This is a genomic window from Streptomyces sp. NPDC057302, from assembly GCF_042667685.1.
Lineage (GTDB): Bacteria > Actinomycetota > Actinomycetes > Streptomycetales > Streptomycetaceae > Streptomyces.
Genome location: NZ_JBHUZJ010000037.1, coordinates 26,528 through 50,990, shown reverse-complemented (window position 1 = coordinate 50,990; position 24,463 = coordinate 26,528). Strand labels below are relative to the sequence as shown.

The 24,463-nt window shown below is 72.2% G+C and carries 20 protein-coding genes, 1 tRNA gene and 1 riboswitch; of the genes, 13 read left to right on the top strand and 8 right to left on the bottom strand.

All coding sequences use genetic code 11. The features are described from left to right. The first annotated feature begins 41 nt into the window (after nucleotides 1-41). The 6 genes from ACFUPX_RS24690 (at nucleotide 42) to ACFUPX_RS24665 (ending at nucleotide 5,418) form a co-directional block, all read left to right on the top strand. Complete coding sequence (locus ACFUPX_RS24690) at nucleotides 42-590, top strand: SigE family RNA polymerase sigma factor (protein ID WP_383326499.1); 549 nt, start codon at nucleotides 42-44, stop codon at nucleotides 588-590. After that, complete coding sequence (locus tag ACFUPX_RS24685; RefSeq protein ID WP_383326496.1) at nucleotides 587-1,936, top strand: PQQ-binding-like beta-propeller repeat protein; 1,350 nt, start codon at nucleotides 587-589, stop codon at nucleotides 1,934-1,936. The genes ACFUPX_RS24690 and ACFUPX_RS24685 overlap by 4 nt, the downstream gene beginning before the upstream one ends. Nucleotides 1,937-2,059: 123 nt before the next feature. Then, nucleotides 2,060-2,701 (top strand): class I SAM-dependent DNA methyltransferase, encoded by a 642-nt coding sequence (locus ACFUPX_RS24680; RefSeq protein ID WP_383326493.1) that lies wholly within the window; start codon nucleotides 2,060-2,062, stop codon nucleotides 2,699-2,701. 165 nt (nucleotides 2,702-2,866) lie between these two features. Beyond that, a tRNA-OTHER gene (locus tag ACFUPX_RS24675) sits at nucleotides 2,867-2,986 on the top strand. A 52-nt stretch (nucleotides 2,987-3,038) separates the two neighbouring features. Then, on the top strand, nucleotides 3,039-3,542 hold the full coding sequence (locus tag ACFUPX_RS24670; protein WP_383326490.1) for an AraC family ligand binding domain-containing protein: 504 nt from the start codon (nucleotides 3,039-3,041) through the stop codon (nucleotides 3,540-3,542). 73 nt (nucleotides 3,543-3,615) lie between these two features. Continuing rightward, the gene (locus ACFUPX_RS24665) at nucleotides 3,616-5,418 is read left to right on the top strand and encodes an ABC-F family ATP-binding cassette domain-containing protein (RefSeq protein WP_383326487.1); all 1,803 of its coding nucleotides are present in this window, start codon (nucleotides 3,616-3,618) and stop codon (nucleotides 5,416-5,418) included. Nucleotides 5,419-5,425: 7 nt separating this feature from the next. Here ACFUPX_RS24665 and ACFUPX_RS24660 read toward each other — a convergent pair whose 3' ends face one another. Continuing rightward, nucleotides 5,426-6,136 carry a hypothetical protein gene (locus ACFUPX_RS24660; protein WP_383326484.1) on the bottom strand — a complete coding sequence of 237 codons (711 nt, stop codon included), beginning with the start codon at nucleotides 6,134-6,136 and terminating at the stop codon, nucleotides 5,426-5,428. A gap of 306 nt (nucleotides 6,137-6,442) precedes the next feature. Between ACFUPX_RS24660 and ACFUPX_RS24655 the strand changes: the two genes are divergently transcribed. Further along, nucleotides 6,443-8,938 carry an alpha-L-fucosidase gene (locus tag ACFUPX_RS24655; RefSeq protein WP_383326481.1) on the top strand — a complete coding sequence of 832 codons (2,496 nt, stop codon included), beginning with the start codon at nucleotides 6,443-6,445 and terminating at the stop codon, nucleotides 8,936-8,938. A 21-nt stretch (nucleotides 8,939-8,959) separates the two neighbouring features. Here ACFUPX_RS24655 and ACFUPX_RS24650 read toward each other — a convergent pair whose 3' ends face one another. Next, nucleotides 8,960-9,616, bottom strand: coding sequence for a maleylpyruvate isomerase N-terminal domain-containing protein (locus tag ACFUPX_RS24650; RefSeq protein ID WP_383326478.1), 657 nt, complete (start codon nucleotides 9,614-9,616; stop codon nucleotides 8,960-8,962). Nucleotides 9,617-9,696: 80 nt separating this feature from the next. Next, entirely contained in the window at nucleotides 9,697-10,764 is a 1,068-nt protein-coding gene (gene tsaD / locus ACFUPX_RS24645; RefSeq protein WP_383326475.1) for a tRNA (adenosine(37)-N6)-threonylcarbamoyltransferase complex transferase subunit TsaD, read from the bottom strand. A gap of 137 nt (nucleotides 10,765-10,901) precedes the next feature. Between tsaD and cbiE the strand changes: the two genes are divergently transcribed. From cbiE to ACFUPX_RS24630, 3 genes are all read left to right on the top strand, one after another. Beyond that, nucleotides 10,902-12,203, top strand: coding sequence for a precorrin-6y C5,15-methyltransferase (decarboxylating) subunit CbiE (gene cbiE / locus ACFUPX_RS24640; protein ID WP_383326472.1), 1,302 nt, complete (start codon nucleotides 10,902-10,904; stop codon nucleotides 12,201-12,203). Beyond that, nucleotides 12,200-12,952 carry a precorrin-4 C(11)-methyltransferase gene (gene cobM, locus ACFUPX_RS24635; protein ID WP_383326469.1) on the top strand — a complete coding sequence of 251 codons (753 nt, stop codon included), beginning with the start codon at nucleotides 12,200-12,202 and terminating at the stop codon, nucleotides 12,950-12,952. Before cbiE ends, cobM begins: the two co-directional genes overlap by 4 nt. A 90-nt stretch (nucleotides 12,953-13,042) precedes the next feature. After that, the gene (locus tag ACFUPX_RS24630) at nucleotides 13,043-13,879 is read left to right on the top strand and encodes a GAF domain-containing protein (protein WP_383326466.1); all 837 of its coding nucleotides are present in this window, start codon (nucleotides 13,043-13,045) and stop codon (nucleotides 13,877-13,879) included. Between the two features lie 26 nt (nucleotides 13,880-13,905). On the opposite strand, the gene ACFUPX_RS24625 is transcribed toward ACFUPX_RS24630, so the two are convergent. Beyond that, entirely contained in the window at nucleotides 13,906-15,021 is a 1,116-nt protein-coding gene (locus tag ACFUPX_RS24625) for a cobalt-precorrin-5B (C(1))-methyltransferase (RefSeq protein WP_383326463.1), read from the bottom strand. Nucleotides 15,022-15,032: 11 nt separating this feature from the next. Between ACFUPX_RS24625 and ACFUPX_RS24620 the strand changes: the two genes are divergently transcribed. Continuing rightward, nucleotides 15,033-15,788: a cobalt-precorrin-6A reductase gene (locus tag ACFUPX_RS24620; RefSeq protein WP_383326460.1), complete on the top strand. Its 756-nt coding sequence runs from the start codon at nucleotides 15,033-15,035 to the stop codon at nucleotides 15,786-15,788. Nucleotides 15,789-15,803: 15 nt separating this feature from the next. Here the strand turns inward: ACFUPX_RS24620 and ACFUPX_RS24615 are convergent, their stop codons facing one another. From ACFUPX_RS24615 to cobG, 3 genes are all read right to left on the bottom strand, one after another. Next, entirely contained in the window at nucleotides 15,804-17,315 is a 1,512-nt protein-coding gene (locus ACFUPX_RS24615; protein ID WP_383326457.1) for a precorrin-2 C(20)-methyltransferase, read from the bottom strand. After that, nucleotides 17,312-17,938: a precorrin-8X methylmutase gene (locus ACFUPX_RS24610; RefSeq protein ID WP_383326614.1), complete on the bottom strand. Its 627-nt coding sequence runs from the start codon at nucleotides 17,936-17,938 to the stop codon at nucleotides 17,312-17,314. Before ACFUPX_RS24610 ends, ACFUPX_RS24615 begins: the two co-directional genes overlap by 4 nt. Nucleotides 17,939-18,009: 71 nt before the next feature. Then, nucleotides 18,010-19,320: a precorrin-3B synthase gene (cobG, locus tag ACFUPX_RS24605; RefSeq protein WP_383326611.1), complete on the bottom strand. Its 1,311-nt coding sequence runs from the start codon at nucleotides 19,318-19,320 to the stop codon at nucleotides 18,010-18,012. Between the two features lie 48 nt (nucleotides 19,321-19,368). Further along, nucleotides 19,369-19,521: riboswitch (cobalamin riboswitch) on the top strand. A 69-nt stretch (nucleotides 19,522-19,590) separates the two neighbouring features. On the opposite strand from cobG, the gene cobN reads away from it, so the two are divergent. Further along, complete coding sequence (cobN, locus tag ACFUPX_RS24600; protein ID WP_383326608.1) at nucleotides 19,591-23,187, top strand: cobaltochelatase subunit CobN; 3,597 nt, start codon at nucleotides 19,591-19,593, stop codon at nucleotides 23,185-23,187. A gap of 92 nt (nucleotides 23,188-23,279) precedes the next feature. Here the strand turns inward: cobN and ACFUPX_RS24595 are convergent, their stop codons facing one another. Next, nucleotides 23,280-23,933, bottom strand: coding sequence for a YceI family protein (locus ACFUPX_RS24595; RefSeq protein WP_383326454.1), 654 nt, complete (start codon nucleotides 23,931-23,933; stop codon nucleotides 23,280-23,282). A 300-nt stretch (nucleotides 23,934-24,233) separates the two neighbouring features. Here ACFUPX_RS24595 and ACFUPX_RS24590 point away from each other — a divergent pair, with 300 nt between their 5' ends. After that, nucleotides 24,234-24,389: a DUF6131 family protein gene (locus ACFUPX_RS24590; RefSeq protein ID WP_383326451.1), complete on the top strand. Its 156-nt coding sequence runs from the start codon at nucleotides 24,234-24,236 to the stop codon at nucleotides 24,387-24,389. Nucleotides 24,390-24,463 lie beyond the last annotated feature (74 nt).

The following is a 24,463-nucleotide window of genomic DNA, read 5'->3' as shown; positions in this document are numbered from 1 at the left end:
GGCCCGTCGCGTCGTGATGGTTGCCAAGAAGGGGAGGGTCGATGGAGGCCTCAAGTCACGACGAGTTCCGGGAGTTCGTAGCGATGCGCTCCACCGCGCTGCTGCGGCTCGCGGTGCTGCTCACCGGAGGGGACCGGCATGCGGCGGAGGATCTGCTGCAGATTGCGCTGATGAAGGCCTACGGGCGCTGGGCGCGCATCGAGCAGCCCGAGGCGTACATCCGCCAGATCATGTACCGCCAGCAGGTCAACCGGTGGCGGCTGCGCGGGCACCGTGCCGAGACGACGGTGCCCGTGCTGCCCGAGTCCGGCACGGAGGGCGCCGAGGCCGGTTCCGAGCTGCGGATCGCGCTGTGGGCGGCGCTGCGTCGCCTGACGAAGCGGCAGCGGGCCGTGATCGTACTGCGCTACTTCGAGGATCTGCCGGAGGCCGAGGTGGCGGCGCTGCTGAGATGCCCGGTCGGCACGGTGCGCAGTACGGCCCACAGGTCGCTCGCCAAGCTCCGGGCCCTGGTGCCCGAGCTCGGGCCCGAAAGGCCCGCGGAACAGGTCCAGGCGCTCAGCTACGCGGCGAAGGAGATGCGGGGATGACGACGGAGCGGGTGGAGGAGAAGGTCCGGGAAACCCTGCACGCGGTCGACCTGGACCGGGTGCGGGCGCCGGGGGATCTGGTCGAGCAGGTGGTGCGGCGACGCGGCAGGCGCCGCTTCTCGCAGGCCGCCGGGGCGGCGATGGCCGTTGCCGCGATCAGCGTGGGAGCGGTGCTCGGTTTCGGGGGCGGCACCGGCACCGAGCAGGACCGGCCCGCGCGGCCCGCGGCTTCGCCACAGGGCTGGAAGCCGTGGCAGAAGGACGCCACGGGTGCGGGCGAGCGGGGCTGCCTGGTGGACGGTTCCGCGCTGTACTGCGGCGGGTCCAAGTACGACGCCGCGAAGTTCGACGCCAACACCGGCGAGCGGTTGTGGACCGTCAAGGTCAATCGCGAGGGCGACGGCATCGACCACCCGTTCGCCGTCCGCGACGGCGTGGTCTACGCCTACCGCAATCACACCGCGAAGAACCTGCCGGACGGGGACTACGCGGGCGGCACCGATCTGATGGCGGTGGACGCCGACGACGGTGACGTGCTGTGGAAGCAGAGGATGCCGCAGGACGACCGCACCGACCAGGCGGCCATGCCCATCGACGGCGCGATGCTCGCGAACACCCCGTCGCTTCGTACGATGTCGGCCCTCGACCCGCTGACCGGTGACGAGAAGTGGCACTACACGTGGGACAAGGGCATCGCGTGCCAACGGACGGTGCTGAGCGGCGTGCCGCATCTCCTGTGCGCGCGTGACACCGAGAAGCCAGGCGACACGGAGGTCATCCGTCTCGACCCCGCCACCGGAAACGCCAAGAAGGTCACGACCATCCCCGGCAGGCAGCAGCTCATGGGGACTTCGGGGGACCGGATGGTCCTGACGGGGGAGACGGCGGCGGCGGACAAGGGCCGGCGGCTGACGACCGTCGACGGTTCCGGGAAGCAGACCTCGCACCCCTATCGGCCCGAGGGGAAGGTGGCCAACGCCGATGTCGTCGGGAATCATTTGATCACCGTCAACTGGCAGGGCAAGGCCTCGGCCTACTCCCTGACCACGGGCAAGACCCTGTGGACCGGACCGGTGGGCGTCAAGATGCCCGGCAGGGACACGATGGAGGGCATCGCGTCTCCCGTGGTGTCGACGGGTCAGGGGGTCGTGTACTTCTTCAGCCCGAACGGAGACCTGTCCGGCCTGGATCTGCGTACGGGTGAGCAGGTCTGGCGCAGCCACGTCGAGCTGGGAAGGCCGGGGCCCGGCCCCAGGCGCACGCCCCAACTCCAGCTCCATCAGGATGTGCTGGTCGTGCGGCTGGGCAGCGAGATCGCCACCATGCTGCCGCAGTTGGACGACTGACCCGAGGAACCCCAGGCCGGGGCGGCACTGCCGCCCCGGCCCATTCTTCGCGAACGCTGGGGACCTGTTCGAGGGGGAGGGGGCTGCCGTCGGCGTGCTGGGCAAGGACTAGATTCCTCACTTGTGACTGAGACTTCCTCCCACCCCGGTGCGACAGCGGACGCCTACGACGCCGTCGCCGTCCTCTATGCCGACATGGCCCGCAACGCGCTCGACGAGCTTCCGCTGGACCGTGCGGTGCTCGCCGCGTTCGCCGAGCTGGTGCTGGCCTCCGGCGGCGGACCTGTCGCCGAGCTGGGCTGCGGACCAGGACAGACGACCGCGCACCTGCGGGACCTGGGGCTCGAGATGTCCGGCGTCGACCTGTCGCCGGCGATGATCGATCTCGCCCGGGAGGCCTACCCTGGCCTGCGGTTCGAGGTCGGCTCCATGGACGCCCTCGACCTGCCCGACGGCAAGCTGAACGGGGTCGTGTCCTGGTACTCGGTCATCCACACACCTCCGGGGGACCTGCCTCCGTACTTCGCCGAGTTCCGGCGGGTACTCGCGCCCGGCGGCCACCTCCTGCTCGGCTTCTTCGAGGCGGAGGGGGAGCCGGTCACGCCGTTCGACCACAAGGTGACGACCGCCTACCGGTGGCCGATCGACGACCTCGCGGGGCTGGCCCGCGAGGCCGGATTCTCCGAAGTCGGCCGGATGCTGCGCGAGCCGGGCGAGGGGGAGCGGTTCCGCCGGGGGCATCTCCTGATGCGGGTAGCCGGGTAGCCGGGTAGCCGGGTAGCCGGGTAGCCGGGTAGCCGGGTAGCGGGGTAGCGGGGTGGCTAGGCGGCGTCCGCCGTGCGCAGCGGCTCGTGGCGGTAAACAACTCGCCCCCCACCGGGCGCACTCCCTATCCTCACCGGAGCGGGATCGCGCGGTCCCGCAGGTTGCGGAGCCGTGGCAGAGCGGTCTATTGCGATCGGCGTGAGGGAAACCCCTCTTACGTCGACTTGCGGGAACAGGGCGGGCCTTGCCCTACCTCGCCCGCGGGTTCGAATCCCGTCGGCTCCGCAGCCGACCGGCCCGATCCTCGCGCCTCCGCCGACCGCTGACTGGAGTCCGCATGAGCACCCCCGCTTCCGCCTCCGCCTCCGCCGTTCCGGTCTTCGTCGGACCGGAACAGACCGCGGCTGCCGGGCGAGGGCAGATCAGCGTGCTGTGGTCGCTCGGCCGGCGTGCGAGGGATCTGGACGTCGCCGTCGTGCGGCTGGCCCCGGGTGCGGGTGTCGGCGAGCACGCGGAGAAGGAGTTCGGTGTCCTGTTCACCGTGCTGACCGGCACCGGCGAGCTCCGCACCCCGGACGAGACCTGGCAGCTCACACCCGGCGCCCTCGCCTGGCTCCCCGCGGGCGTCACCCGCCGCGTGGACGCGGGGCAGCAGGGGCTCGTCTACACGACCGCGCACCGTCGGCACCCCGCCCTCGGCACGGATCCGGCGGCGGCCGACGGCTCCGACGCGGGCGAGCCGGTCTGTCTGCTCGGGCGTGTCTGCCCCGACTGCGGCCGCCTCGCCGCCGAACGCGACGCCCGCTACTGCTCCCGCTGCGGAACGCCGTTGGCCGACTGACCACCTGGCCCTCCAGCGGTTCTTCAACGGCTCTTCAGCAGTTCTCGGCGGCGTAAGACAGGAGCTCCTCCCCATGTCCGGAACGAACGCGGGACAGGCCGGTGCGCAGGACGTCCTGTCCGGTGATCACCGCTCCGCGCACCTCCTCGCCGAGAACGTGCACTGCGCGCTCGGTGACCGCCTCGTCCTGCGCGATGTGTCGCTGAAGGTGTCCCGTGGCGAGCGGGTGGGCCTGATCGGCGAGAACGGGCGGGGCAAGTCGACGCTGCTGCGCGCCCTCGCCGGTGAACTGCCGCTCCAGCGCGGCCAGGTCGTACGGGCGGTCGCGGGCCAGGTCGGATTCCTGCCGCAGCAGCCCGGCTTCCCGGCCGGTGCGACCATCGAGACCGTGCTCGCGCGGGCGACCGCGGAGTTCGGCGACATGGCCGAACGGATGCGCGCGGCGGAGGAGTTGATGTCCACCGGGCCTCACGCATCCGGCCGGGGCGAGGACGACGGCGAGGGCGAGGACAACGGCGAGGGCGAGGGCGATCTGAGCGCGGTGCTCGCCGAGTACGGCCGACTCCAGGACGAGTTCGCCCGGCGCGGCGGCTGGGAACTGGACGCCCGCGTCGGTGAGGTGCTCGACGTCTTCGGTCTCGGCGCCCTGGACCGGCTTCGCCCCACCGACACGCTGTCGGGCGGCGAACGCTCCCGCCTGGCGCTCGCCGAGCTGGTCCTCGCCGAACCTGCCGGGCTGCTGCTCGACGAGCCGACCAACCACCTCGACGACCGTGCGGTGGACTGGCTCGTCCAGTGGCTGGCCCGGTACCAGGGGCCGTGCCTCATCGCCTCGCACGATCGGCTGCTGCTCGACACCGCCGTCACCGCCATCGTCGACCTGGACGGCTCCCGCGGCACCACCGTGCGCTACGGCGGCGGCTACCGCGACTACCTGGACGAGCGTGCCGCGGCCCGGGCCCGCTGGTGGCAGGAGTACCGCGACTGGCGTCAGGAGCTGGCGGAGACCCGGCGGAAGCTCGACAGGGCCACCAGGACCGGCCGTACGTTCGGTGGAATGCGGGACAGCGACAAGTTGTCCTACAACTTCGCCGGGGGCGGCGCCCAGGCCGCCGCCGCGCGCGCGACCCGAGCCGCCCGGCAGCAATTGGGGCGGCTGCTGGACGAGGAGGTGCATCGCCCTCCCGAGCCGCTGACCTTCCAGCCGCCGGAAAGCCCAGATAGCCCGGAAGGCTCAGAAAGCCCAGAAGGCTCAGAATCCCCGGAGAGCCCGGAGCTGCCCGACGGGGTACTGCTGCGGGCCGATGCCCTGTTCGTCGGCGACGTGGTGCGTGGCGTGGACCTGGACCTCGCTCCCGGCTCGCTGCATGTGATCACCGGAGCCAACGGCGCGGGCAAGACCACCCTCCTCGCGGCCCTGGCAGGCCTGCGGACGCCCGACGCGGGGGCGGTCGTACGCGAACCAGGCCTGCGCATCGGCTACTTGCCCCAGGAGAGCAACTTCTCCCGGGAGCGGCGCGGCGTTCTGGACGCCTTCGCCGCTCACCGCGCGGCCTACGTCGACGACGCCGCGAGGGAGCTGACCCGGTTCGGCCTGTTCGGGACCGCGGACTTCCACGTGCCGGTGAACCGGCTCTCCGTGGGCCAGTTGCGACGCCTCGAACTCGCGCTGCTGTTCTCGCGGCGACCGCACCTGCTGCTGCTCGACGAGCCGACCAACCACCTCAGCCTGGCCCTGGTCGAGCAACTCCAGGAGGCGATCGCGCGGTTCACGGGCCCGGTCGTGATGGTCACCCACGACCGGGCGCTGCGCGAGCGCCATCGCGACAGCCTGCTGGAGCTGTCCGGCGGCCGGCTGGGGCCTGCGTCGGCCTGACGTCAGGTCAGTTGTCCACATCTCCGTACGTGGTGCCGACCTTGAGCCCGTCGACCCAGTTGATGACCCGCTTGTCCTTGACGTCGGAGCCGTAGGAACCGAAGCGCGTGTCGTTGCCCAGGTCGTCCCACGTGCGGCCGGAGAACTCGGCGACCTTGGTGCCGTTGTAGAAGGCCGACACCCACCCGGTGGAGGCGTCGGACGAGGTGTGGATGCCGAGCACGATGCGCTTGTACGTACTCGTGGTGACGGGAGTGGACCACTTCAGGGTCCACTTCTCGCCGACCTCGATGTGGAACAGCTTGAGCACACCGCCCTCGACCTTCATCAACACCGGGTAGTTCTGCTGGTGTTGGTCGTTGGTGCCGTACGACTTCCACTGGAAGATCGTGCCCGCGTCCGCGGTGTTGGTGGAGGTGTCCCAGCCGATCCAGTACGTCGAGTCGTTCTTGAAGGTGTACCGCGAGCCGCCGACGCTGATCCCGTGCGCCTCGCAACGCTCCAGGCCGAGCGGCTTGTTGAACTTGAAGACCTGGCCGCGGCCGTCGCCGTTGTCCTGCGCCGTGACGCTGCCGGGTGCGTCGCACAGCGTCGAGGAGAACACGCCGGTCCCCGCCGAGGCGTCCCCGTCCCAGATGACGGAGGCGTCGGCGGGTGCCGCGGTGAGCAGGACCAGTGACGAGGCGGCGGCCGTGAGGGTGCCGGTTCGCTTGCGCATGAGGGGGCTCCTTGCGAGTGGGGGGATGGGGCTCGCGTGGCTGTGTGCCATCCGTGTGACGGGGGAGAGTAAGCGGTTTCTAGCACGGCCTGTGCTGAACGCTCAAGAGGGAAAGGCCAGTTGAGCGCCGCCGAATAGAAACCGGTATCTGTCCGAAGTCGGCCTGTCGGGGGTGGTGACGCCACGCCCCCGCGCATCTAACATCCGATGTACCCGCCCTCAGATCCCCCTCGTGACGCGTAGAGCCCCTGCTTTTGCTCTTAACGTCGGATGAATCAGCAAGGGCCGTTGTGGAGGAGATTCGTGATGCGCAAGGTGCTCGGCGTCGTGCTCGCGCTCCTGCTCGCCCTCGGAGCAGCCATGGCAAGCCCTCCCGCAGCGGTCGCCACGCAGACGGAACCCACCGGCGGCCCACGCACGCAAGGCATACCCGGCGAGATCGAGCCCAGCGACGACAAGGACCTCGCGGCCTGGCAGGAGCTCCAGTTCGGGATGTTCATCCACTGGGGCCTGTTCTCCGAGCTGGGAGGCGTCTGGAAGGGCAAACCCGTCACCGAGGGCTACAGCGAACAGATCCAGATGTGGGCCGACATCTCCGAGGAGGAGTACCTCGAAGTCGCCCAGCGGTTCAGGCCCGACCGGTTCGACCCCGCGGAGATCTGCTCCCTCGCGAAGCAGGCGGGGATGCGCTATGTGGTCATCACCAGCAAGCACCACGACGGCTTCTCCATGTTCGACACCGACACCACCGGATACGACGTCGTCGACGCGACGCCGTACGGCAAGGACCCGCTGAAGGCGCTCGCTGACGAATGCCGCAGCCAGGGGCTGAAGTTCGGCTTCTACTTCTCGCTCGTCGACTGGCACCAGGGCCACGACTTCGACGGCAACAACAACAATCCGATCCCCGCGTCGATGGAACCCGTGATCGAAGGGCAGCTCCGCGAGCTGATGACCCGGTACGGGGACATCGCCGAGGTGTGGTTCGACATGTCGTCGCCCACCGCCGCCCAGAGCCGGAAATTCGCCGGCATCGTCCGCGAACTCCAGCCGAAGGCGGCGATCAACAGCCGGGTGTGGAACAACCAGGGCGACTTCCGCACCCTGGGCGACAACGAGATCCCCTCGGTGGCCCTGGACGGCGCCTGGCAGACACCCGCGTCGATCTACCACGAGACCTGGGGCTACCGCAGCTGGCAGAAGCGCGAGGACCTGCCCGGCAAGATCAGGGACCTGGTCGGCGGTCTCACCGGCGTACGCGCCCGGGGCGGCAACTACCTGCTCAACATCGGCCCGCGCGGCGACGGTTCGGTGGTGGAGTTCGAGGCCGACGTCCTGCGCGGCATGGGCGACTGGCTCGACCGCCACCCCGGCGCCGTACTCGGTGCGTCGGCCACCCGCTTCGGCGGGCAGCCGTGGGGCGAGGTCACGGTCAACGACCGGGACCTGTTCCTGCACGTGAGCCAGTGGCCCAAGTCCGGTGAACTGCGGCTGCCGGGCCTGGCGACCTCCGTACGCGACGTCCGCGAGGACGGCTCGACCGACCGGCTCAAGTGGCGCTGGGACGGGGACGACCTCGTGGTGACGCTGCCCGAACGGCCGCGCGACGAGGTGCTGCCCGTCGTGCAGGTCGACCTCGGCGGCGAGCTGCGGATCATTCCGGAGCGCACGGTCGCCCTCGGCCCGGACAAGGCCGCAGTCCTGGACGCCGCCGACATCGAGCACGGCTACAGCTACGCCGACGACGGCAGCTACTCCAGCACCCACCGGACGACGGTGCGGCACACCGCCCACATCACGGCGGACCGCACCGAGAACCTGTCGGTGGCGGTCCGTGGCGAGGCCGCCCGCCCAGAGGCTCTCTACCGGGTGCGGGTCGGCAAGCACTCCCGGCTGGTGAAGGGCGCGGACCTGACCCGGCGTGCCGTCGGCCCCTTCTCCGTACCCGGCAAGAAGGTGACCCCGGTGAGCGTCACCCTGGCGCAGCCGCAGCACGCGGGGGAGGAACTGGGCCTGGACCTGGACTCGTTGCTGATCGCGCCCACCGGCAGCCTCGTGTCCTGGACCCAGGCGCCGCCCCAGCTCGAAGCGGGCTCGCGGCGGGACCTGGCGGTGCACGTGACCAACCTCGGGCGCCGCCCGGCACACGGCACCCTGGCGCTGCGCGCGCCGGACGGGTGGAGCACCGGTGCGGGCGAGAAGTTCACCGGCCTGGCGCCGGGCCGTACCCACACCGCTTCGTTCCCCCTCGCCGTGCCCGCCGACAGCGCCACCGGCCCCCGGACGCTGACGGCCACCGTCTCCGGCGGCGGCAGAGACGCCGTCGAACTGAGCAGCCGCGCCGAGGTGGTGCTGCCCGACATCGCGCGAGGCAAGGCGGCCACCCAGTCGAGCACGGCCTGGGACGGCGTTCCCGGCCGTGCCGTGGACGGCGACACCGCGGGCGACTACTCCCGCGACAACACCACGACCCACACCGCGGAACCCTCCGACCAGGCGTGGTGGCAGGTCGATCTGGGGACGTCGTACGAGATCGCGTCCGCGGAGGTCTGGAACCGCACCGACTGCTGCGCCGAGCGGCTCTCCGACTACTGGGTGCTCGTCTCGGACACCCCGTTCACCGGTGACTCCCTCGAGGAAGCGCGCGCGACGCCGGGAGTGGTGGCCGTACACATGGACGGCCGGGCGCAGCGCCCCACCCGTATCGGTCTCGAAGGAACCAAGGGGCGGTACGTGCGTGTCCAGCTGGAGTCGCGGACCGATCCGCTGTCGCTGACGGAGGTGGTGGTCAGGGGGCGGTGACCGGGCTGCGCGGTCGGCCGATCACCCGAGTACGAACGGGAGTTTCGCGGCAAGGCCGCCCAGCTCGGCCGTCTCCGCCTCGGTCGGGGCGCGCCGCCCGGTGCCCACCAGGAGCGCGTCCCGGTCGGAGAACGACGCGGGGAACGCGGCCCCCGCGATCTTCTCCAGCATCTCGCGGCTCCGGGCGAGCCCTTCGGCGGGAGGCCCGGCCACCTGCGGGAGGTGCGCGATCAGGTCGAGGTGGTGCAGGGTCCACTCCATGACGTACGTCATGAGGAAGTCGCCCACGGTCAGGACCTCGTCGCGGGTGCTCACCCGGGCGGCAGGATCGGCCAGTTCGCCGGCGCGGCCCGCGGCCGAGCCGATGTCGTCGAGGTGGAACTTGAGCAGCCAGGGCTCCTGGTAGGCGGCGGCGAGCCGGACGGTCAGCGCGTCGAGCGGGTCCTCGCCGGTCGGCGCCGTCTCGGTGACGTCCCAGTAGGTCAGCGCGTCGCGGGTCGGTTCCGTGTCGGCGGGGGTCACGAGGGTGATCAGGACGTCCTGGGCGTCGACGACCAGATGGCACACCAGGTCCTGCACGAGCCAGCCCGTGCAGCCGGACGGCCGCGCGAAGTCGTCGTCCGGAAGTTCGGCCACGGCCGCGCGCAGTGCCGCCCAGGAGCGTGAGAAGAGATCCACCTCGCCAACGTAGTGGGGTGTCGCGAAGCCGGACAAGTACATTCCGCGGGACCGGCACGGTGGAGCTCGCTCCGACGCCGTCAAGCGGCCCTGGCGGTAGGGGCCACGGGGTGCAGACCCGCGTACTCCAGGGGCGCGGACGGGTCGATGGACACGTCCAGCGGGGCGGGTGCGGCGCCCGCGCGGACCAGCAGGTCACCGACGGCCGCGATCATCGCGCCGTTGTCGGTGCACAGCTTCAACGGCGGTACCCGCAGCGCGATCCCGGCGGCCCGGCAGCGTTCCTCGGCCAGCGCCCGCACACGGGAGTTGGCGGCCACCCCGCCCACCACGACCAGCGTCCCCACACCGTGCTCGCGGCAGGCGGCCACCGCCTTGCGCGTCAGCACGTCGGCCACGGCCTCCTGCAGCGAGGCCGCCCCGTCCGCGAGCGGCAGTTCGTCGCCGCGCAGCCGGTGCTGTTCGGCCCAGCGTGCGGCGGCCGTCTTGAGCCCGGAGAAGGAGAAGTCGAAGCGCGCGTCCCGCGACCCGGTCAGCGGCCGGGGGAACGCGACGGCGGCGGGATCGCCCTGCCGCGCGGTGCGGTCGATGGCAGGACCGCCCGGATACGGGAGACCGAACACCCGGGCCACCTTGTCGAAGCACTCGCCCGCCGCGTCGTCGATGGTGTCGCCCAGGTGCACGATCGGGTCCCGCGCCAGATCCCGTACGAGCAGCAGCGAGGTGTGCCCGCCCGAGACGATGAGAACCATGCAGGGATCGGGCAGCGGGCCGTGCTCCAGCGTGTCGGCGGCGACATGCCCGGCCAGGTGGTGCACCCCGTACAGCGGCACCCCGAGCGAGAACGCCAGGGTCCTCGCCCCGGCCAGACCCACCTGGAGCGCGCCCGAGAGACCGGGCCCCGTGGTGACGGCCACCGCCCCGATGTCGCCCATCCGCAGTCCGGCCCGGTCCAGGGCCTCGCGCACGACGGGCGCGAAGGAGTGCAGGTGCGCCCGCGCGGCGATCTCCGGCACCACTCCACCGAACCGGGCGTGCTCGTCCATGCTCGACGCCACCGCATGCCCGAGCAGCTCCCCCTCGCGCACGAGCCCCGCGCCGGTCTCGTCGCACGACGACTCGATGCCCAGAACCACTGGAGACTCCACGTCCCGCCTCCTGAACTTTCTTCCTAGTTGCAAGTAATGTGCAATAAGGGTACGGCGGTGACCACCTGGCGGGTGTCCCACCAGGGCCGGACAGTAGAGTTCGGGTGCGTCAGCCCCCGAACACCGAGGTACCGTCCGTGACCCCCGCACCCGCCGCACCCCCCGCCCCGCCTGCCGTGAGCGTGGTGGGCATCGGAGCCGACGGGTGGGGCGGACTGTCCGACGCGGCACGCTCGGAGCTCATCTCGGCCCAGGTCCTGATCGGCGCCGAGCGCCAACTGGGCCTGCTCCCGCCGCAGTGCACGGGACAGCGCGTGCCGTGGCCCTCGCCGCTGCGGCCCGCCGTTCCCGGCCTGCTCGCCGCGCACGCGGGCCGCGGGATCGCCGTCCTGGCCAGCGGTGACCCGATGTTCTACGGCATCGGCCGCGCGCTGACCGAGGTCATCGGCGCCGACCGGCTGCGCATCCTGCCGCACCCGTCGTCCGTGTCCTACGCCTGCGCCCGCGTCGGCTGGGCCGTGGAGGACACCGAGGTCGTCACCCTGGTGGGGCGGCCCGCTGCCCGGCTCGCCGCGGCCCTGCACGACGGCCGTCGGCTCCTGGTGCTCAGCGCGGACGCCACCACGCCCGCCGTGGTCGCCGCGCTGCTGCGCGAACACGGCTTCGGACCGAGCCGGCTACGCGTCCTGGAACAGCTCGGGGGCGAGGACGAGGCGTACGCGGAAGGCGTCGCCGACACCTGGGCGCACCCGCAGGGCGACCCGCTGAACGTGATCGCGGTCGACTGCCGACGTGACCCGGACGCCCTGCGCCTGGGCGCCGTGCCCGGTCTGCCCGACGACGCCTACGAACACGACGGACAGCTCACCAAACGCCACGTCCGGGCCGCCACCCTCGGCGTGCTCGCCCCGGCCCCCGGCGAACTGCTGTGGGACATCGGCGGCGGCTCGGGGTCCGTGGCGATCGAGTGGATGCGCACCCACCCCTCCTGCCGGGCGATCAGCGTGGAGCGCGATCCGGTCCGGGCCCAGCGCATCGAGCGCAACGCCGCACACCTGGGGGTGCCCGCCCTGCGCGTGGTCACCGGCCGGGCTCCGGCAGGTCTGGCCGAACTGCCCACGCCCGACGCCGTGTTCATCGGCGGAGGCCTCACCGTGCCCGGCCTGCTCGACGCCTGCTGGGAGGCGCTGCCCGCCGGCGGCCGTCTCGTCGCCAACACCGTCACGCTGGAGTCGGAGGCGCTGCTCGCCGAGCGCTACCGGCGGCACGGCGGCGACCTGGTCCGCCTCGCCGTGGCGCACGCCGTGCCCGTCGGCGGCTTCACCGGCTGGCGCCAGGCGATGCCGGTCACCCAGTGGTCCGTACGCAAACCTTCGAACGCCCCCACCGCGGAACGCTCAGCCAAGGCCCCCGCAGAACCCTCAGGAGACAACAGATGACCGTGTACTTCATCGGCGCGGGCCCCGGTGCGGCCGACCTGATCACGGTGCGGGGCGCGCGCACGCTCGCCGCCTGCGGTGTCTGCCTGTACGCCGGAAGCCTGGTACCCCGCGAACTGCTCGCCGAGTGCCCCGACGACGCCCGCCTGGTCGACACCGCCGAGCTGGACATCGACCAGATCACCGCCGAACTCGTCACCGCGCACCAGCAGGGCAAGGACGTGGCCCGCCTGCACTCGGGCGACCCGTCCGTCTTCAGCGCCGTCAACGAGCAGATGCGCCGCCTGGACGAGGCGGGCGTGCCCTACGAAGTGGTGCCCGGTGTGCCCGCGTTCGCGGCAGCCGCGGCGGCGCTCAAGCGGGAGCTGACCGTGCCGACCGTGGGCCAGACCGTCATCCTCACCCGGATCGCCCAGCGGGCCACCGCGATGCCCGAGGGCGAGGACCTGGCCACCCTTGGCCGCAGCGGAGCCCTGATCGTGCTCCACCTGGCCGCCAGGTATGTGGACCGCGTGGTGGAGGAACTCCTGCCGCACTACGGGGCCGACTGCCCCACGGCCGTGGTGGCGATGGCCTCGCGCCCCGACGAGCTCATCCTGCGCGGGCCCCTCGACGAGATCGCGGAGCAGGTGAAGGCGGCGGGTGTGATCCGTACCGCCGTCATCATGGTCGGCCGCACCCTGGGCGCCGAGCAGTTCCGCGACAGCCACCTCTACTCGCCCGGACGCGAGCGCCACGCCTGCCAGTGATTCTTCGTTCTTGGCCCAATCGGTGCCATCGCGGACCGTCCTGGTGAAGTGCTCCCGGCGTGCAGGGCATCGGCTCTAACGTGGGCCGACATGGGCCTGGGGAGCGATGTCAGCGGCGGGGTGGCCGTGGAGTGGCCCCAGTCGTCGCCGTCCATGCGCGTCGGCGTCGCCAAGGTGGACGGCCGGATCACGATCCGTGTGGCCGGGGAACTGGACGTCGCCTCCGTACAGACCCTCGCCCATGAACTGGACCGCGCCGTGGAGGAATCCGCCGGACGCGTGCTGCTGGACCTGAGCCGGGTGACGTTCTGCGGGACGGAGGGAGTGGGCCTGCTGCTGGACACCCGCAGGCGGGCCGTGGCGGCAGGCGGCGGCCTGGTGGTGGAGCGGGCCCACAGTTCGGTGCTGCGCCCGCTGCTGCTGACCGGGGACGAGGAGGGCCGCCGGATCGCCAGGGAACTGGCGACCATGCCGCTGCCGGAGAACGAGCGGCGCCTGCGGCTGTCCGTGGTGTCGGCGGCGCTGTCGGCCGCGTTCGAGATCACCGGGGCGCCGATGGGCAACGCCCAGCTCTACGAGCCCGCGGGCGGCGTGCTGCGGATCGTGGCCCAACACGGCTTCCACCACCCGTTCCTGAGCTACTTCGAGACGGTGGCCGACCGGGAGACCGCCTGCGGGGTGGCCGCGCAGGACGGCAAGCCGGTGCTCGTCGAGGAGGTGGCCGCCTCCCCGGTCTTCCTCGGCAACCCGGCGCTCGACGTGCTGGAGGAGGCCGGCGTCGGCGCGTGCGTCTCGGTACCGATCACCTCCGGAGCCGGCGCGCTGATCGGTGTGGTGTCCGTCCACCATGAGCAGGCGATGCGGTGGACGGACGAGCAGCGCCGCGCCCTGGAAGGAATCGCCCGCGCCGCCCTCTTCCTCTATTGACGGCAGCCACCGGCAGCCGGCATCCCTCAGCGCACGCTGCTGCGCCCGACGACCGTGCCCGCCCGGTCGATGCAGATGACGTCCACGGCGACCGGCGCTCCCCGCAGCACCGACAGCGCCTCGTCGCGCGCGGCCACGGCCACCAGGTCCCCGAGCGGGACGCCCCGGGCCTGGCACAACTGGAGCGCGGCAAGGCCCGTGTTGGCGACTTCCACCTCGGCAGCCAGGGCCTCGTCCGCGCCGCCCCGGCGGGCGAGCGCGGCCAGGAAGGGCTTGTCGACCTGGGAGCGGGCCGAGTGCAGGTCGAGGTGTCCGGCGGCGAGCTTGGACAGCTTGGCGAACCCGCCGCACACCGTGAGCCGGTCCACCGGATGCCGACGCACGTACTTGAGCACCGCGCCCGCGAAGTCCCCCATGTCCAGCAGGGCGATCTCCGGGAGCCCGTACTCGGACACCACCGTCTTCTCCGACGTCGAGCCCGTGCAGCCCGCCACATGCGTATGCCCGGCGGCGCGTGCCACGTCCACGCCCCGGCGGATCGAGTCGATCCACGCCGAGCAGGAGTAGGGCACGACGATGCCGGTGGTGCCCAGGATCGACAGACCGCCCAGGATGCCCAGGCGGGGGTTCCAGGTGGAGCGGGCGATCTCCTCGCCGTGGTCCACGGAGACGGTGATCTCGACGTCTCCCGAACCCCGGTGCTCCGCGGCGACCCGGGCGATGTGGTCGCGGATCATCTGGCGCGGCACCGGGTTGACCGCGGGCTCCCCCACGTCGAGCGGCAGTCCGGGCAGGGTGACCGTGCCCACGCCGGGCCCCGCCTTGAAGACCACGCCCGAACCGGGCGGCAGCCGCCGCGCGGTGGCCCGCACCAGCGCGCCGTGCGTCACGTCGGGGTCGTCGCCCGCGTCCTTGACCACCCCCGCCGTCGCCCGCCCCTCGGCCAGCTCCTCGATCGCCAGGGCGAAGGCCGGGGTCTGGCCCTTGGGCAGGGTGATGGTCACCGGATCGGGGAAGTCGCCGCTGAGCAGGGCCGTGTAGGCGGCCGTGGCGGCCGCGGTCGCGCAGGCACCGGTCGTCCAGCCGGGCCGCAGACCGGTGTGCTTGAGTTGGGCGCTGCGCCCGCCCTTCGCCTCACCCACGGATGGACCCGATGCACGTACTGGTACTGGGCGGGACGACCGAAGCCCGCCGCCTCGCCGAGACGCTGGTGGACACGCTCCCCGCCGGGGCGAGGGTGACCAGCTCCCTGGCCGGGCGGGTGGCGAGCCCGAAGCTGCCGCCCGGCGAGGTGCGCGTGGGCGGCTTCGGCGGAGCCGACGGCCTGGCCGCCTGGCTGCGTACGCACCAGGTGAGCGCGCTCATCGATGCCACCCATCCTTTCGCCGAGACGATCAGTTTCAACGCGGCCGCCGCTGCCGCTGCCGCCCATGTTCCCCTGCTCGCGCTGCGCCGGCCCGGCTGGGTGCCGGGCGACGGCGACGCCTGGCACCCGGTCGGCTCCCTGGCCGATGCGGCGGACGCGCTGCCCGCGCTGGGCGAGCGGGTCTTCCTCACGACGGGGCGCATGGGTCTCGCCGCCTTCGCCGCGCTGGACCAGCTGTGGTTCTTGATGCGTTCGGTGGACGCCCCGGACACACCGCACCCCGTGCGCATGGAGGTGCTGCTCGACCGCGGCCCGTTCACCCTGGAGGGCGAGCGCGAGCTGATCCGCCGCCATCGCATCGACGTCGTCGTCACCAAGGACAGCGGCGGCGCCGCCACCGCGCCCAAGCTGGCCGCGGCCCGCGAGGCACGGATCCCGGTGGTCGTGGTGCGCCGCCCGCCGGTGCCCGAAGGCGTGGCGGTGGCCGACACCCCCGAGCAGGCCCTGGCCTGGCTGCGCGCGCTCGGCGACAGCCAGGCCTAGCGGAGAACCGCGGGCTCAGTCCTCCGGGTAGCGGCGGGGCGTCCACACGATCTGCTGGCCGTCACCGCGCTGCTCCCAGCGGGTCTGCGAGGACCCCACGAGCAGGATCGTGCGCATGTCGACCTCGGCCGGATCGAGATCGGCGAGGCGCACGGTGCGTACGCTCTCGGCAGGCCCGCCGACATCGCGCCCCAGGACCACGGGCGTGTCCGCCGAGCGGTGCTCAAGAAGCAGATCGCGCGCCTTGCCGACCTGCCAGGTGCGGCTGCGCGAGCCGGGGTTGTACAGCGCGAGCACCAGGTCCGCGGAGGCCGCCGCCCGCAGCCGTTCCGCGATGACCTCCCACGGCTTGAGCCGGTCGGAGAGCGATATCGTCGCGTAGTCGTGGCCCAGCGGAGCGCCCGCGCGGGCGGCGGCCGCGTTCGCCGCCGTCACCCCCGGAAGCACCCGTACCGGCAGGTCCGCGTACTGCTTCTGCGAGGCCACCTCGAGGACGGCCGTCGCCATCGCGAAGACGCCGGGGTCGCCGCCGGAGACCACGGCGACGCGACGCCCGCGCCGGGCGAGATCCAGGGCGAACTCGGCGCGCTCCGACTCGACCTTGTTGTCCGAGCCGTGGCGCACCTGCCCCGGCCGGACCGGCACCCGGTCCAGATAGGTGGTGTAGCCGACCAGGTCGTCGGCGGCGGCGAGCACCCCACGGGTCTCGGGCGTGAGCCACAGCGGTCCGGCGGGGCCGGTACCGACCACGGCCACCTCACCGGTGTCCGGGGCACGCTCGGGCCGGGGCGCGTCGATGCGGCTGGGCAGGACCGCGACCGCGAAGTACGGCACCGAGTCGGCGTCGACCGCGGCAAGATCCTCGATGCGCTCGCCCGCCATGGTGGCGCGCTCGACGTAGTGGGCCTCGGGCAGCCGCCCGGAGCTCTCGAAGGCGCGGCGCACCACGGGGAACGTACGGCCGAGCTTCATCACCACCGCGGCGTCCGTGGCGGCCAGACGCGCGGTCAGCTCCTCCTCCGGCAGGGTGCCGGGCAGGATGGTCAGCACCTCCTCGCCCTCGGCGAGCGGGGTGCCGAGCCGGGCTGCCGCGGCGCTGACGGAGGTGACTCCGGGGATCACTTCGGTGGGATAGCGGTCCGCGAGGCGCTTGTGCATGTGCATGTACGAGCCGTAGAAGAGCGGATCGCCCTCGGCGAGGACGGCCACCGTGCGTCCCGCGTCGAGGTGCACCGCCAGGCGGGCCGCGGCCTCGGTGTAGAAGTCCTCCATCGCGCCGCGGTAGCCGCCGGGATGGTCGGTGGTCTCCGTGGTGAGGGGGTAGACCAGCGCTTCCTCGATGTGGTCGGCGCGCAGGTGCTCGGCCGCGATGGACCGCGCGATCGACCGGCCGTGCCGGGCGCTGTGATAGGCGACGACATCGGCCTCGGCGATGACCTGCACCGCCCGCAGGGTCATGAGGGCCGGATCGCCGGGCCCGAGGCCGACACCGTAGAGACGGCCCGTCTTGTGCTCGCTCACGCTCATTCTTCCTCGCTGGCGATCGCGTTGAGTGCGGCTGCCGCGATGGCGCTTCCGCCCCGGCGGCCCCGCACGATCATGTGTTCCAGGCCGGAGGGGTGCGCGGCCAGGGCGTCCTTGGACTCCATGGCGCCGACGAAGCCGACCGGCACACCGATGACGGCGGCGGGGCGCGGCGCCCCCTCCTCGATCATTTCGAGCAGGCGGAACAGCGCGGTGGGCGCGTTGCCGACGGCTATCACCGCGCCTTCCATGCGATCGCGCCAGAGTTCCAGGGCGGCGGCGCTGCGGGTGGTGCCGAGCTTCGCCGCGAGATCGGGGACCGCCGGGTCGGACAGGGTGCACACCACGTCGTTGTCGGCGGGCAGCCGCTTGCGGGTGACGCCGCTGGCGACCATGGCCACGTCGCACAGGATGGGCGCGCCGGCGCGCAGGGCCTCGCGGGCGCGGGCGACCACGTCCGGGGTGAAAGCGAGGTCGCGTACGAGGTCGACCATGCCGCAGGCGTGGATCATGCGGACCGCGACCTGGCTCACGTCGGCGGGCAGGCCCGACAGATCCGCCTCCGCGCGGATCGTGGCGAAGGACTGGCGGTAGATCGCCGGTCCGTCCTTCTCGTACTGATGCACAGTGCGTTCGCTCTCTTGATAGGGCAGGGGACGGTCAAGTGTTGCAGGGTTGTTCATGTGTTCATGCGTAGTCAGCCGCGGGCCGCGGCCACAGCGGCGGCCAGCGCCGCGCCGGGGCTGCCGGGGATGCTCGCCGGAGCGTCCCGTTTCCCGCCGTGTACGCGGGAGATCTGGTGTCCCTCGGGAGTGGCGACGACGTCGATCCACTCCCCGTGGGGATGTCCGCACCGGCGCTCGCACCCGGACCAGTACACGGGCAGCGCCCCGACGGGCCCCAACGCCGCTTGCGCCGTGCCGCGTACGTCGTCCAGGGCCTTGGCGCAGCCGGGCCTGCCGATGCAGGCCCCCACGCCGGTCCAGGGGGAGTCGGACGCGGTGATGAGGCCGAGGGCCCCGAGATCCGCCAGGAGTTGAGCGGCCGCTGTCCGCCCGACTCCCGGCAGGACGACTCCGCGCCAGGGGGTCAGCCGCAGCTCGCCGCTGCCGTGGTGGCGGGCGATGTCCGCCAGTGCCGTCCACTGGGCCGCGCCGACACTGCCCAGCGGCAGGCCGACGGACAGCGCGGCCGTGTCGCGGGGGCCGGGCACGACGCCGAGGGCGGGCCCGGCCGCGTCCTGGGGAAGCGGAACGGTGATGCGGGTGGGGGCGAAACCGGCCTGCCGCAGGCGGAGCTGGACCGCGTCCAGGAGGGGGCCGACGCCGCCGGGCAGATCCGTCACCCGCCAGGAACTCGCGTCGGGCGCCTGCTCCAGGAAGGCCTCGGCCGCGATGAGCGCGGCTTGTGGTGCCCGCGCGGCAGGGATCAGGACGGCGTCGTCCGCCGGACCGATCCGCAGCAGGGCCTGGTCCTCGCCCCGCGCCGTCAGGGTCACGTCGCCGCCGAGGGCCGCCACGTCGCCGCGGCCGTCGTCGAGGGCGAACAAGAACCTGCCGGACAGGGCGGTGGCCCGGTCGCTGGCGCACAGCAGCTCGTCCAGGACGGCCGGCCACGGACGGATGTCCCGCTCGCCCAGACCGTCGAGACCCGAGAGCGGAGAGGCCACCACATTGCGCACCCGCTCATGACGTTCCGAGGGCAAAAGCCCCGATTCGGCAAGCATGCGGGCCAGTTCGCTCCCGCGGTCCGCACGCAGCCCGCGCAGCTGCACATTGCCCCGCGATGTGAGATGCAACTCCCCGTCTCCAAGACGCTGGGCCACATCCCGCAGTACGTCCGCCTGCCCGACGCTCAGCAGACCGCCGGGGACCCGGACGCGGGCCAGGGCCCCGTCGTCCGCCCGGTGCAGCCGCAGCGTCCCGGGGCATGCGTCGCCGCGGCCGCGGGCAGACTCGTCTCCCGAGAGCGCGGGCTGGGGGACCGATGGGGGCATGGCGGCGAGCATACCGACCCATCGCACCAGGTCCGCCTGCCCCCCAGCAGATGATCGGCCCTTAGTATTCCTGGTGACGGGCCAGCCGGCCCGTCGTCGCCACAGACGGCGACAAGGGGAGGAAGCCCGGTGCGATTCCGGCGCGGTCCCGCCACTGTGAGCCCGGTGCGCATGCCGGGTGAGTCAGGAACTCCCTTCCCCGAGCTCTCGTCCGCTCGAGCAGGGGAAGACGCCATCGACACCACCCGGGGCGTGGACACCCCGAGGAAGGCCCGACGCCGCATGATCCTGCTCCTGTCGACGTCCGACACCGACCTGCTCAGCGCCCGCGCCGCCGCCGGCCCGGTCGACTACCGCTACGCGAACCCCTCCCGGCTCCCGCTCGAGGACCTTCCGCAGCTCCTGGACGGCACCGACCTGGTCGTCGTACGCCTCCTCGGCGGCGTGCGCGCCTGGCAGGACGGCCTCGACCAAGTCGTGGCGACCGGACGGCCCGTGGTCGTCCTCACCGGCGAACAGGCCCCCGACGCCCAGCTGATGGCCGCGTCCACCGTGCCGATCGGCATCGCGGCCGAGGCCCACGCCTACCTGGCCCACGGCGGCCCCGGCAACCTGGAGCAGCTGGCCCGGTTCCTCTCCGACACCGTCCTGCTCACCGGCCACGGCTTCGAGCCGCCCGCCCCCGCGCCCTCGTGGGGCCCGCTGGAGCGCACCGCACGCCAGGTCGAGGGACCGACCGTCGCGGTGCTCTACTACCGCGCCCACCACATGAGCGGCAACACCGCCTTCATCGACAGCCTGTGCCGCGCGGTCGAGGACGCGGGCGCGCGCCCGCTGCCGCTGTACGTCGCCTCGCTGCGCACCCCCGAACCCGAACTCATCGATGAACTGCGCGCCGCCGACGCGATCGTGACCACGGTCCTCGCGGCGGGCGGCACGCGGCCCGCCGAGGCCTCTGCGGGCGGTGACGACGAGTCCTGGGACGCCGGAGCCCTCACCGGACTCGACGTACCCATCCTCCAGGCGCTCTGCCTCACCAGCTCGCGCACCGACTGGGAGGACAACGACGAGGGCGTGTCGCCGCTGGACGCGGCGAGCCAGATCGCGGTCCCCGAGTTCGACGGCCGCCTGATCACGGTGCCGTTCTCCTTCAAGGAGATCGACGAGGACGGACTTCCCGCGTACGTCGCCGACGCCGAGCGCGCCGCCCGCGTGGCCGGCATCGCCGTGCGGCACGCGCGCCTTCGCCACATCCCGGCCGCCGACAAGCGCATCGCCCTTGTCCTGTCCGCCTACCCGACCAAGCACTCCCGGATCGGCAACGCGGTCGGCCTCGACACCCCCGCGAGCGCCGTCTCCCTGTTGCGCCGACTCCAGGCCGAGGGATACGACTTCGGTACGGAGGAGGTGCCAGGCCTCGCCTCGGGTGACGGCGACGAGCTGATCTACGCGCTGATCGAGGCGGGCGGCCACGACCAGGAGTGGCTCACCGAGGAGCAGCTGGCCCGCAACCCCGTCCGCATCCCGGCGGCCGACTACCGCCGCTGGTTCGCCACGCTTCCCGCCGAGCTGCGCGAGTCCGTGGAGCAGCACTGGGGCCCCGCCCCCGGCGAGATGTTCGTGGACCGGTCGAGCAACCCTGAGGGCGACATCGTCCTCGCGGCCCTGCGCCGCGGCAACCTGCTCATCCTCATCCAGCCGCCGCGCGGCTTCGGCGAGAACCCGATCGCGATCTACCACGACCCCGATCTGCCGCCCTCGCACCACTACTTGGCCGCCTACCGCTGGATCGCCGCCTCCGCCGACGACAACGGCTTCGGCGCCGACGCGATGATCCACCTGGGCAAGCACGGCAACCTCGAATGGCTGCCCGGCAAGAACGCGGGCCTCTCCGCCGCCTGCGGCCCCGACGCCGCCCTCGGCGACCTGCCCCTGATCTACCCGTTCCTGGTCAACGACCCGGGGGAGGGCACGCAGGCCAAGCGGCGCGTGCACGCCACCCTCGTGGACCACCTCGTACCGCCGATGGCCCGCGCCGACAGCTACGGCGACATCGCCCGCCTGGAACAACTCCTGGACGAGCACGCCCAGATCGCCGCGATGGACCCGGCGAAGCTGCCCGCGATCCGCGCCCAGATCTGGACCCTGATCCAGGCCGCCAAGCTCGACCACGACCTGGGGCTCGAAGACCGTCCCGAGGACGAGGGCTTCGACGAGTTCATCATGCATCTCGACGGCTGGCTCTGTGAGATCAAGGACGCCCAGATCCGCGACGGCCTGCACGTCCTGGGCGGCGCCCCGGCCGGATCCGACCGCGTCAACCTGGTCCTCGCGATCCTGCGGGCCCGGCAGATCTGGGGCGGCACGGCGTCGCTCCCCGGCCTGCGCGAGGCGCTGGGCCTCGACGAGTCGGCGGCCACCCGCACCACCGCCGACGCGGTCGAGGAGAAGGCCCGCGCCCTGGTCCAGGCGATGGAGGACGCGGACTGGGCCCCGGAGGCCGTCGCCACGGTCGCGGCGGGCCACCCGCAGGCCGTCGCGGACATCCTCGCCTTTGCCGCCGGCGAGGTCGTGCCGCGCCTTGCCGCCACGACCGACGAACTGGACCACGCCGTCCACGCGTTGGAGGGCGGCTTCGTCCCCGCGGGGCCCTCGGGCTCCCCGCTGCGCGGCCTGGTCAACGTCCTGCCGACCGGCCGCAACTTCTACTCCGTCGACCCCAAGGCGGTGCCCTCGCGCCTCGCCTGGGAGACCGGCCAGGCCCTGGCCGACTCCCTCCTGGAGCGCTACCGCACCGACAACGGCGACTGGCCCACCTCGGTCGGCCTCTCCCTGTGGGGTACGAGCGCGATGCGCACCGCCGGTGACGACATCGCCGAAGCGCTCGCCCTCCTCGGCGTCCGCCCGGTCTGGGACGACGCGTCGCGCCGTGTCACGGGCCTGGAGGCGATCCCCGCGGAAGAGCTCGGCCGCCCGCGCATCGACGTCACCCTGCGCATCAGCGGCTTCTTCCGCGACGCCTTCCCGCACACCATCGGCCTCCTGGACGACGCCGTGCGCCTGGCCGCCTCGCTGGAGGAGCCCGACGAGGCGAACTTCGTCCGCGCCCACACCCAGGCCGACCTGGCGGCCCACGGCGACGAACGCCGCGCCACCACCCGCATCTTCGGCTCCCGCCCCGGCACGTACGGCGCGGGCCTGCTCCAGCTCATCGACTCCCGCGACTGGCGCACCGACGCCGACCTCGCCGAGGTCTACACGGTGTGGGGCGGCTACGCCTACGGCCGTGAGCTCGACGGGCGTCCGGCGCGCGAGGAGATGGAAACCGCGTACAAGCGCATCGAGGTCGCGGCGAAGAACACCGACACCCGCGAACACGACATCGCCGACTCGGACGACTACTTCCAGTACCACGGCGGCATGGTGGCCACGGTCCGCGCGCTGAAGGGCCGCGCCCCGGAGGCGTACATCGGCGACTCCACCCGCCCCGAGACGGTGCGCACCCGCACGCTGGTCGAGGAGACCTCGCGCGTGTTCCGTGCCCGCGTGGTCAACCCCAAGTGGATCGAGGCGATGCGCCGCCACGGCTACAAGGGGGCCTTCGAGCTCGCCGCCACGGTCGACTACCTCTTCGGGTACGACGCGACGACGGGCGTGGTCGCCGACTGGATGTACGACAAGCTCACCGAGACGTACGTCCTGGACCCGACCAACCGTGAATTCCTCCAGCAGGCCAACCCCTGGGCCCTGCACGGCATCGCCGAGCGCCTCCTGGAGGCCGAGTCCCGCGGCATGTGGGCCAAGCCCGACCCCGCGGTGCTGGAGGCCCTGCGCCAGGCGTACCTGGAGACGGAAGGCAATCTGGAGGGCGAGGACTGAGGCCCCGCCTCGCGGCGCGGCGAACGACGACGAAAGGGAGGGCCCCGTCCCGGCACCGGGACGGGGCCCTCCCTTTCCGTGCGGAGGACCGGCTACGCCTGGGGCGTGGACCGGATCGCGGAGATGTCGAACTGCAGCCGGACCTTCTCGCTCACCATGGCCCCGCCCGTCTCCAGCCGCTGGTTGTAGACCAGACCCCATTCGGTGCGGTCGATGGTCGTGGTGCCGTCGAAGCCCGCCCGCTCGAAGCCGAACGGGTCCACGACCGAGCCGAGGTAGTCGAGCTGCAGCTCGACGGGCCTGGACACACCGCGGATGGTGAGGTCTCCCGCCATGCGGAAGGTCTCCCCGCCCTCGTGGATCGTCGAGGTGCTGCGGAAGGACATCTCCGGGTGGCGGCGCGCGTCGAAGAAGTCGGGGCCTATGAGGTGCGTGTCCCGCTGTTCCACACCCGTGTCGACGCCGGCGACCCGGATGACGATCTCGGCCCGCGACTCGGAGGGCCTGGCGCCGTCGAAGTACAGCGTGCTGTCGTAGTCGGCGAAGGCACCTCGCACCGTCGTGACCATCGCGTGCCGCACGGAGAACCCGATGCGGCTGTGCGGGCGGTCGATGGTCCACTGCCCGGTCAGCGCACGGAGCGCCGGGTCGAGCTCGGCGCCGGAGGCCGCGGGAAAAGGCGAACCGGGGCCGGCGGACGGCGTCGGCTCGAGGGTCGCGGTCTGGCGACGGCTGAAGATACCCATGATGTCGTCGTCTCCTTGGATTTGATCACTCCGTGTTATCACGCGGTTGGCGCGCGCTGCTCAGCAAGATGAGCGGTCTCGTCCGGGTTCCATGGGGCTGACTGCAAAGATGCACAAGATCGGCACGGATGTGGATGCACGATCGGATGACTCGGCGTCACGCACGGTCACAATTGCGCCTGTTTGCCCGCGCCGCGGCGAAATCCACGCGAAGGGCGTGCCCACCGGATCCGGCCCGCGGCCTGGCATCGGAATGGAAAAGGCGCATACTTGAAACAATTCTGAGGGTCGGAGGACTCAATGATCGCACTCGGAATCATCCTCCTCATCATCGGTCTCCTGGCCGGAATCTCCATCCTGTGGACCATCGGCGTCGTCCTCGTCGTCATCGGTGCGGTCCTGTGGATTCTCGGCGCTGTCGGCCACGCGGTGGGCGGGCGAAAGCATTATTGGTAGCGGCTCCGGATTCCCCTCGCGATCCGAAGCCCGCATGCGGACGGCATCGCCGGGTAGCAGGCTGAGCTGGATGA

Coding starts and splice junctions, on each gene's coding strand:
- ACFUPX_RS24690 (WP_383326499.1), top strand. CDS start 42: ATGGAGGCCTCAAGTCACGACGAGTTCCGGGAGTTCGTAGCGATGCGC.
- ACFUPX_RS24685 (WP_383326496.1), top strand. CDS start 587: ATGACGACGGAGCGGGTGGAGGAGAAGGTCCGGGAAACCCTGCACGCG.
- ACFUPX_RS24670 (WP_383326490.1), top strand. CDS start 3,039: ATGAGCACCCCCGCTTCCGCCTCCGCCTCCGCCGTTCCGGTCTTCGTC.
- ACFUPX_RS24665 (WP_383326487.1), top strand. CDS start 3,616: ATGTCCGGAACGAACGCGGGACAGGCCGGTGCGCAGGACGTCCTGTCC.
- ACFUPX_RS24660 (WP_383326484.1), bottom strand. CDS start 6,136: ATGCGCAAGCGAACCGGCACCCTCACGGCCGCCGCCTCGTCACTGGTC.
- ACFUPX_RS24655 (WP_383326481.1), top strand. CDS start 6,443: ATGCGCAAGGTGCTCGGCGTCGTGCTCGCGCTCCTGCTCGCCCTCGGA.
- cobM (WP_383326469.1), top strand. CDS start 12,200: ATGACCGTGTACTTCATCGGCGCGGGCCCCGGTGCGGCCGACCTGATC.
- ACFUPX_RS24630 (WP_383326466.1), top strand. CDS start 13,043: ATGGGCCTGGGGAGCGATGTCAGCGGCGGGGTGGCCGTGGAGTGGCCC.
- ACFUPX_RS24620 (WP_383326460.1), top strand. CDS start 15,033: ATGCACGTACTGGTACTGGGCGGGACGACCGAAGCCCGCCGCCTCGCC.
- ACFUPX_RS24615 (WP_383326457.1), bottom strand. CDS start 17,315: ATGAGCGTGAGCGAGCACAAGACGGGCCGTCTCTACGGTGTCGGCCTC.
- cobG (WP_383326611.1), bottom strand. CDS start 19,320: ATGCTCGCCGCCATGCCCCCATCGGTCCCCCAGCCCGCGCTCTCGGGA.
- cobN (WP_383326608.1), top strand. CDS start 19,591: ATGATCCTGCTCCTGTCGACGTCCGACACCGACCTGCTCAGCGCCCGC.
- ACFUPX_RS24595 (WP_383326454.1), bottom strand. CDS start 23,933: ATGGGTATCTTCAGCCGTCGCCAGACCGCGACCCTCGAGCCGACGCCG.
- ACFUPX_RS24590 (WP_383326451.1), top strand. CDS start 24,234: ATGATCGCACTCGGAATCATCCTCCTCATCATCGGTCTCCTGGCCGGA.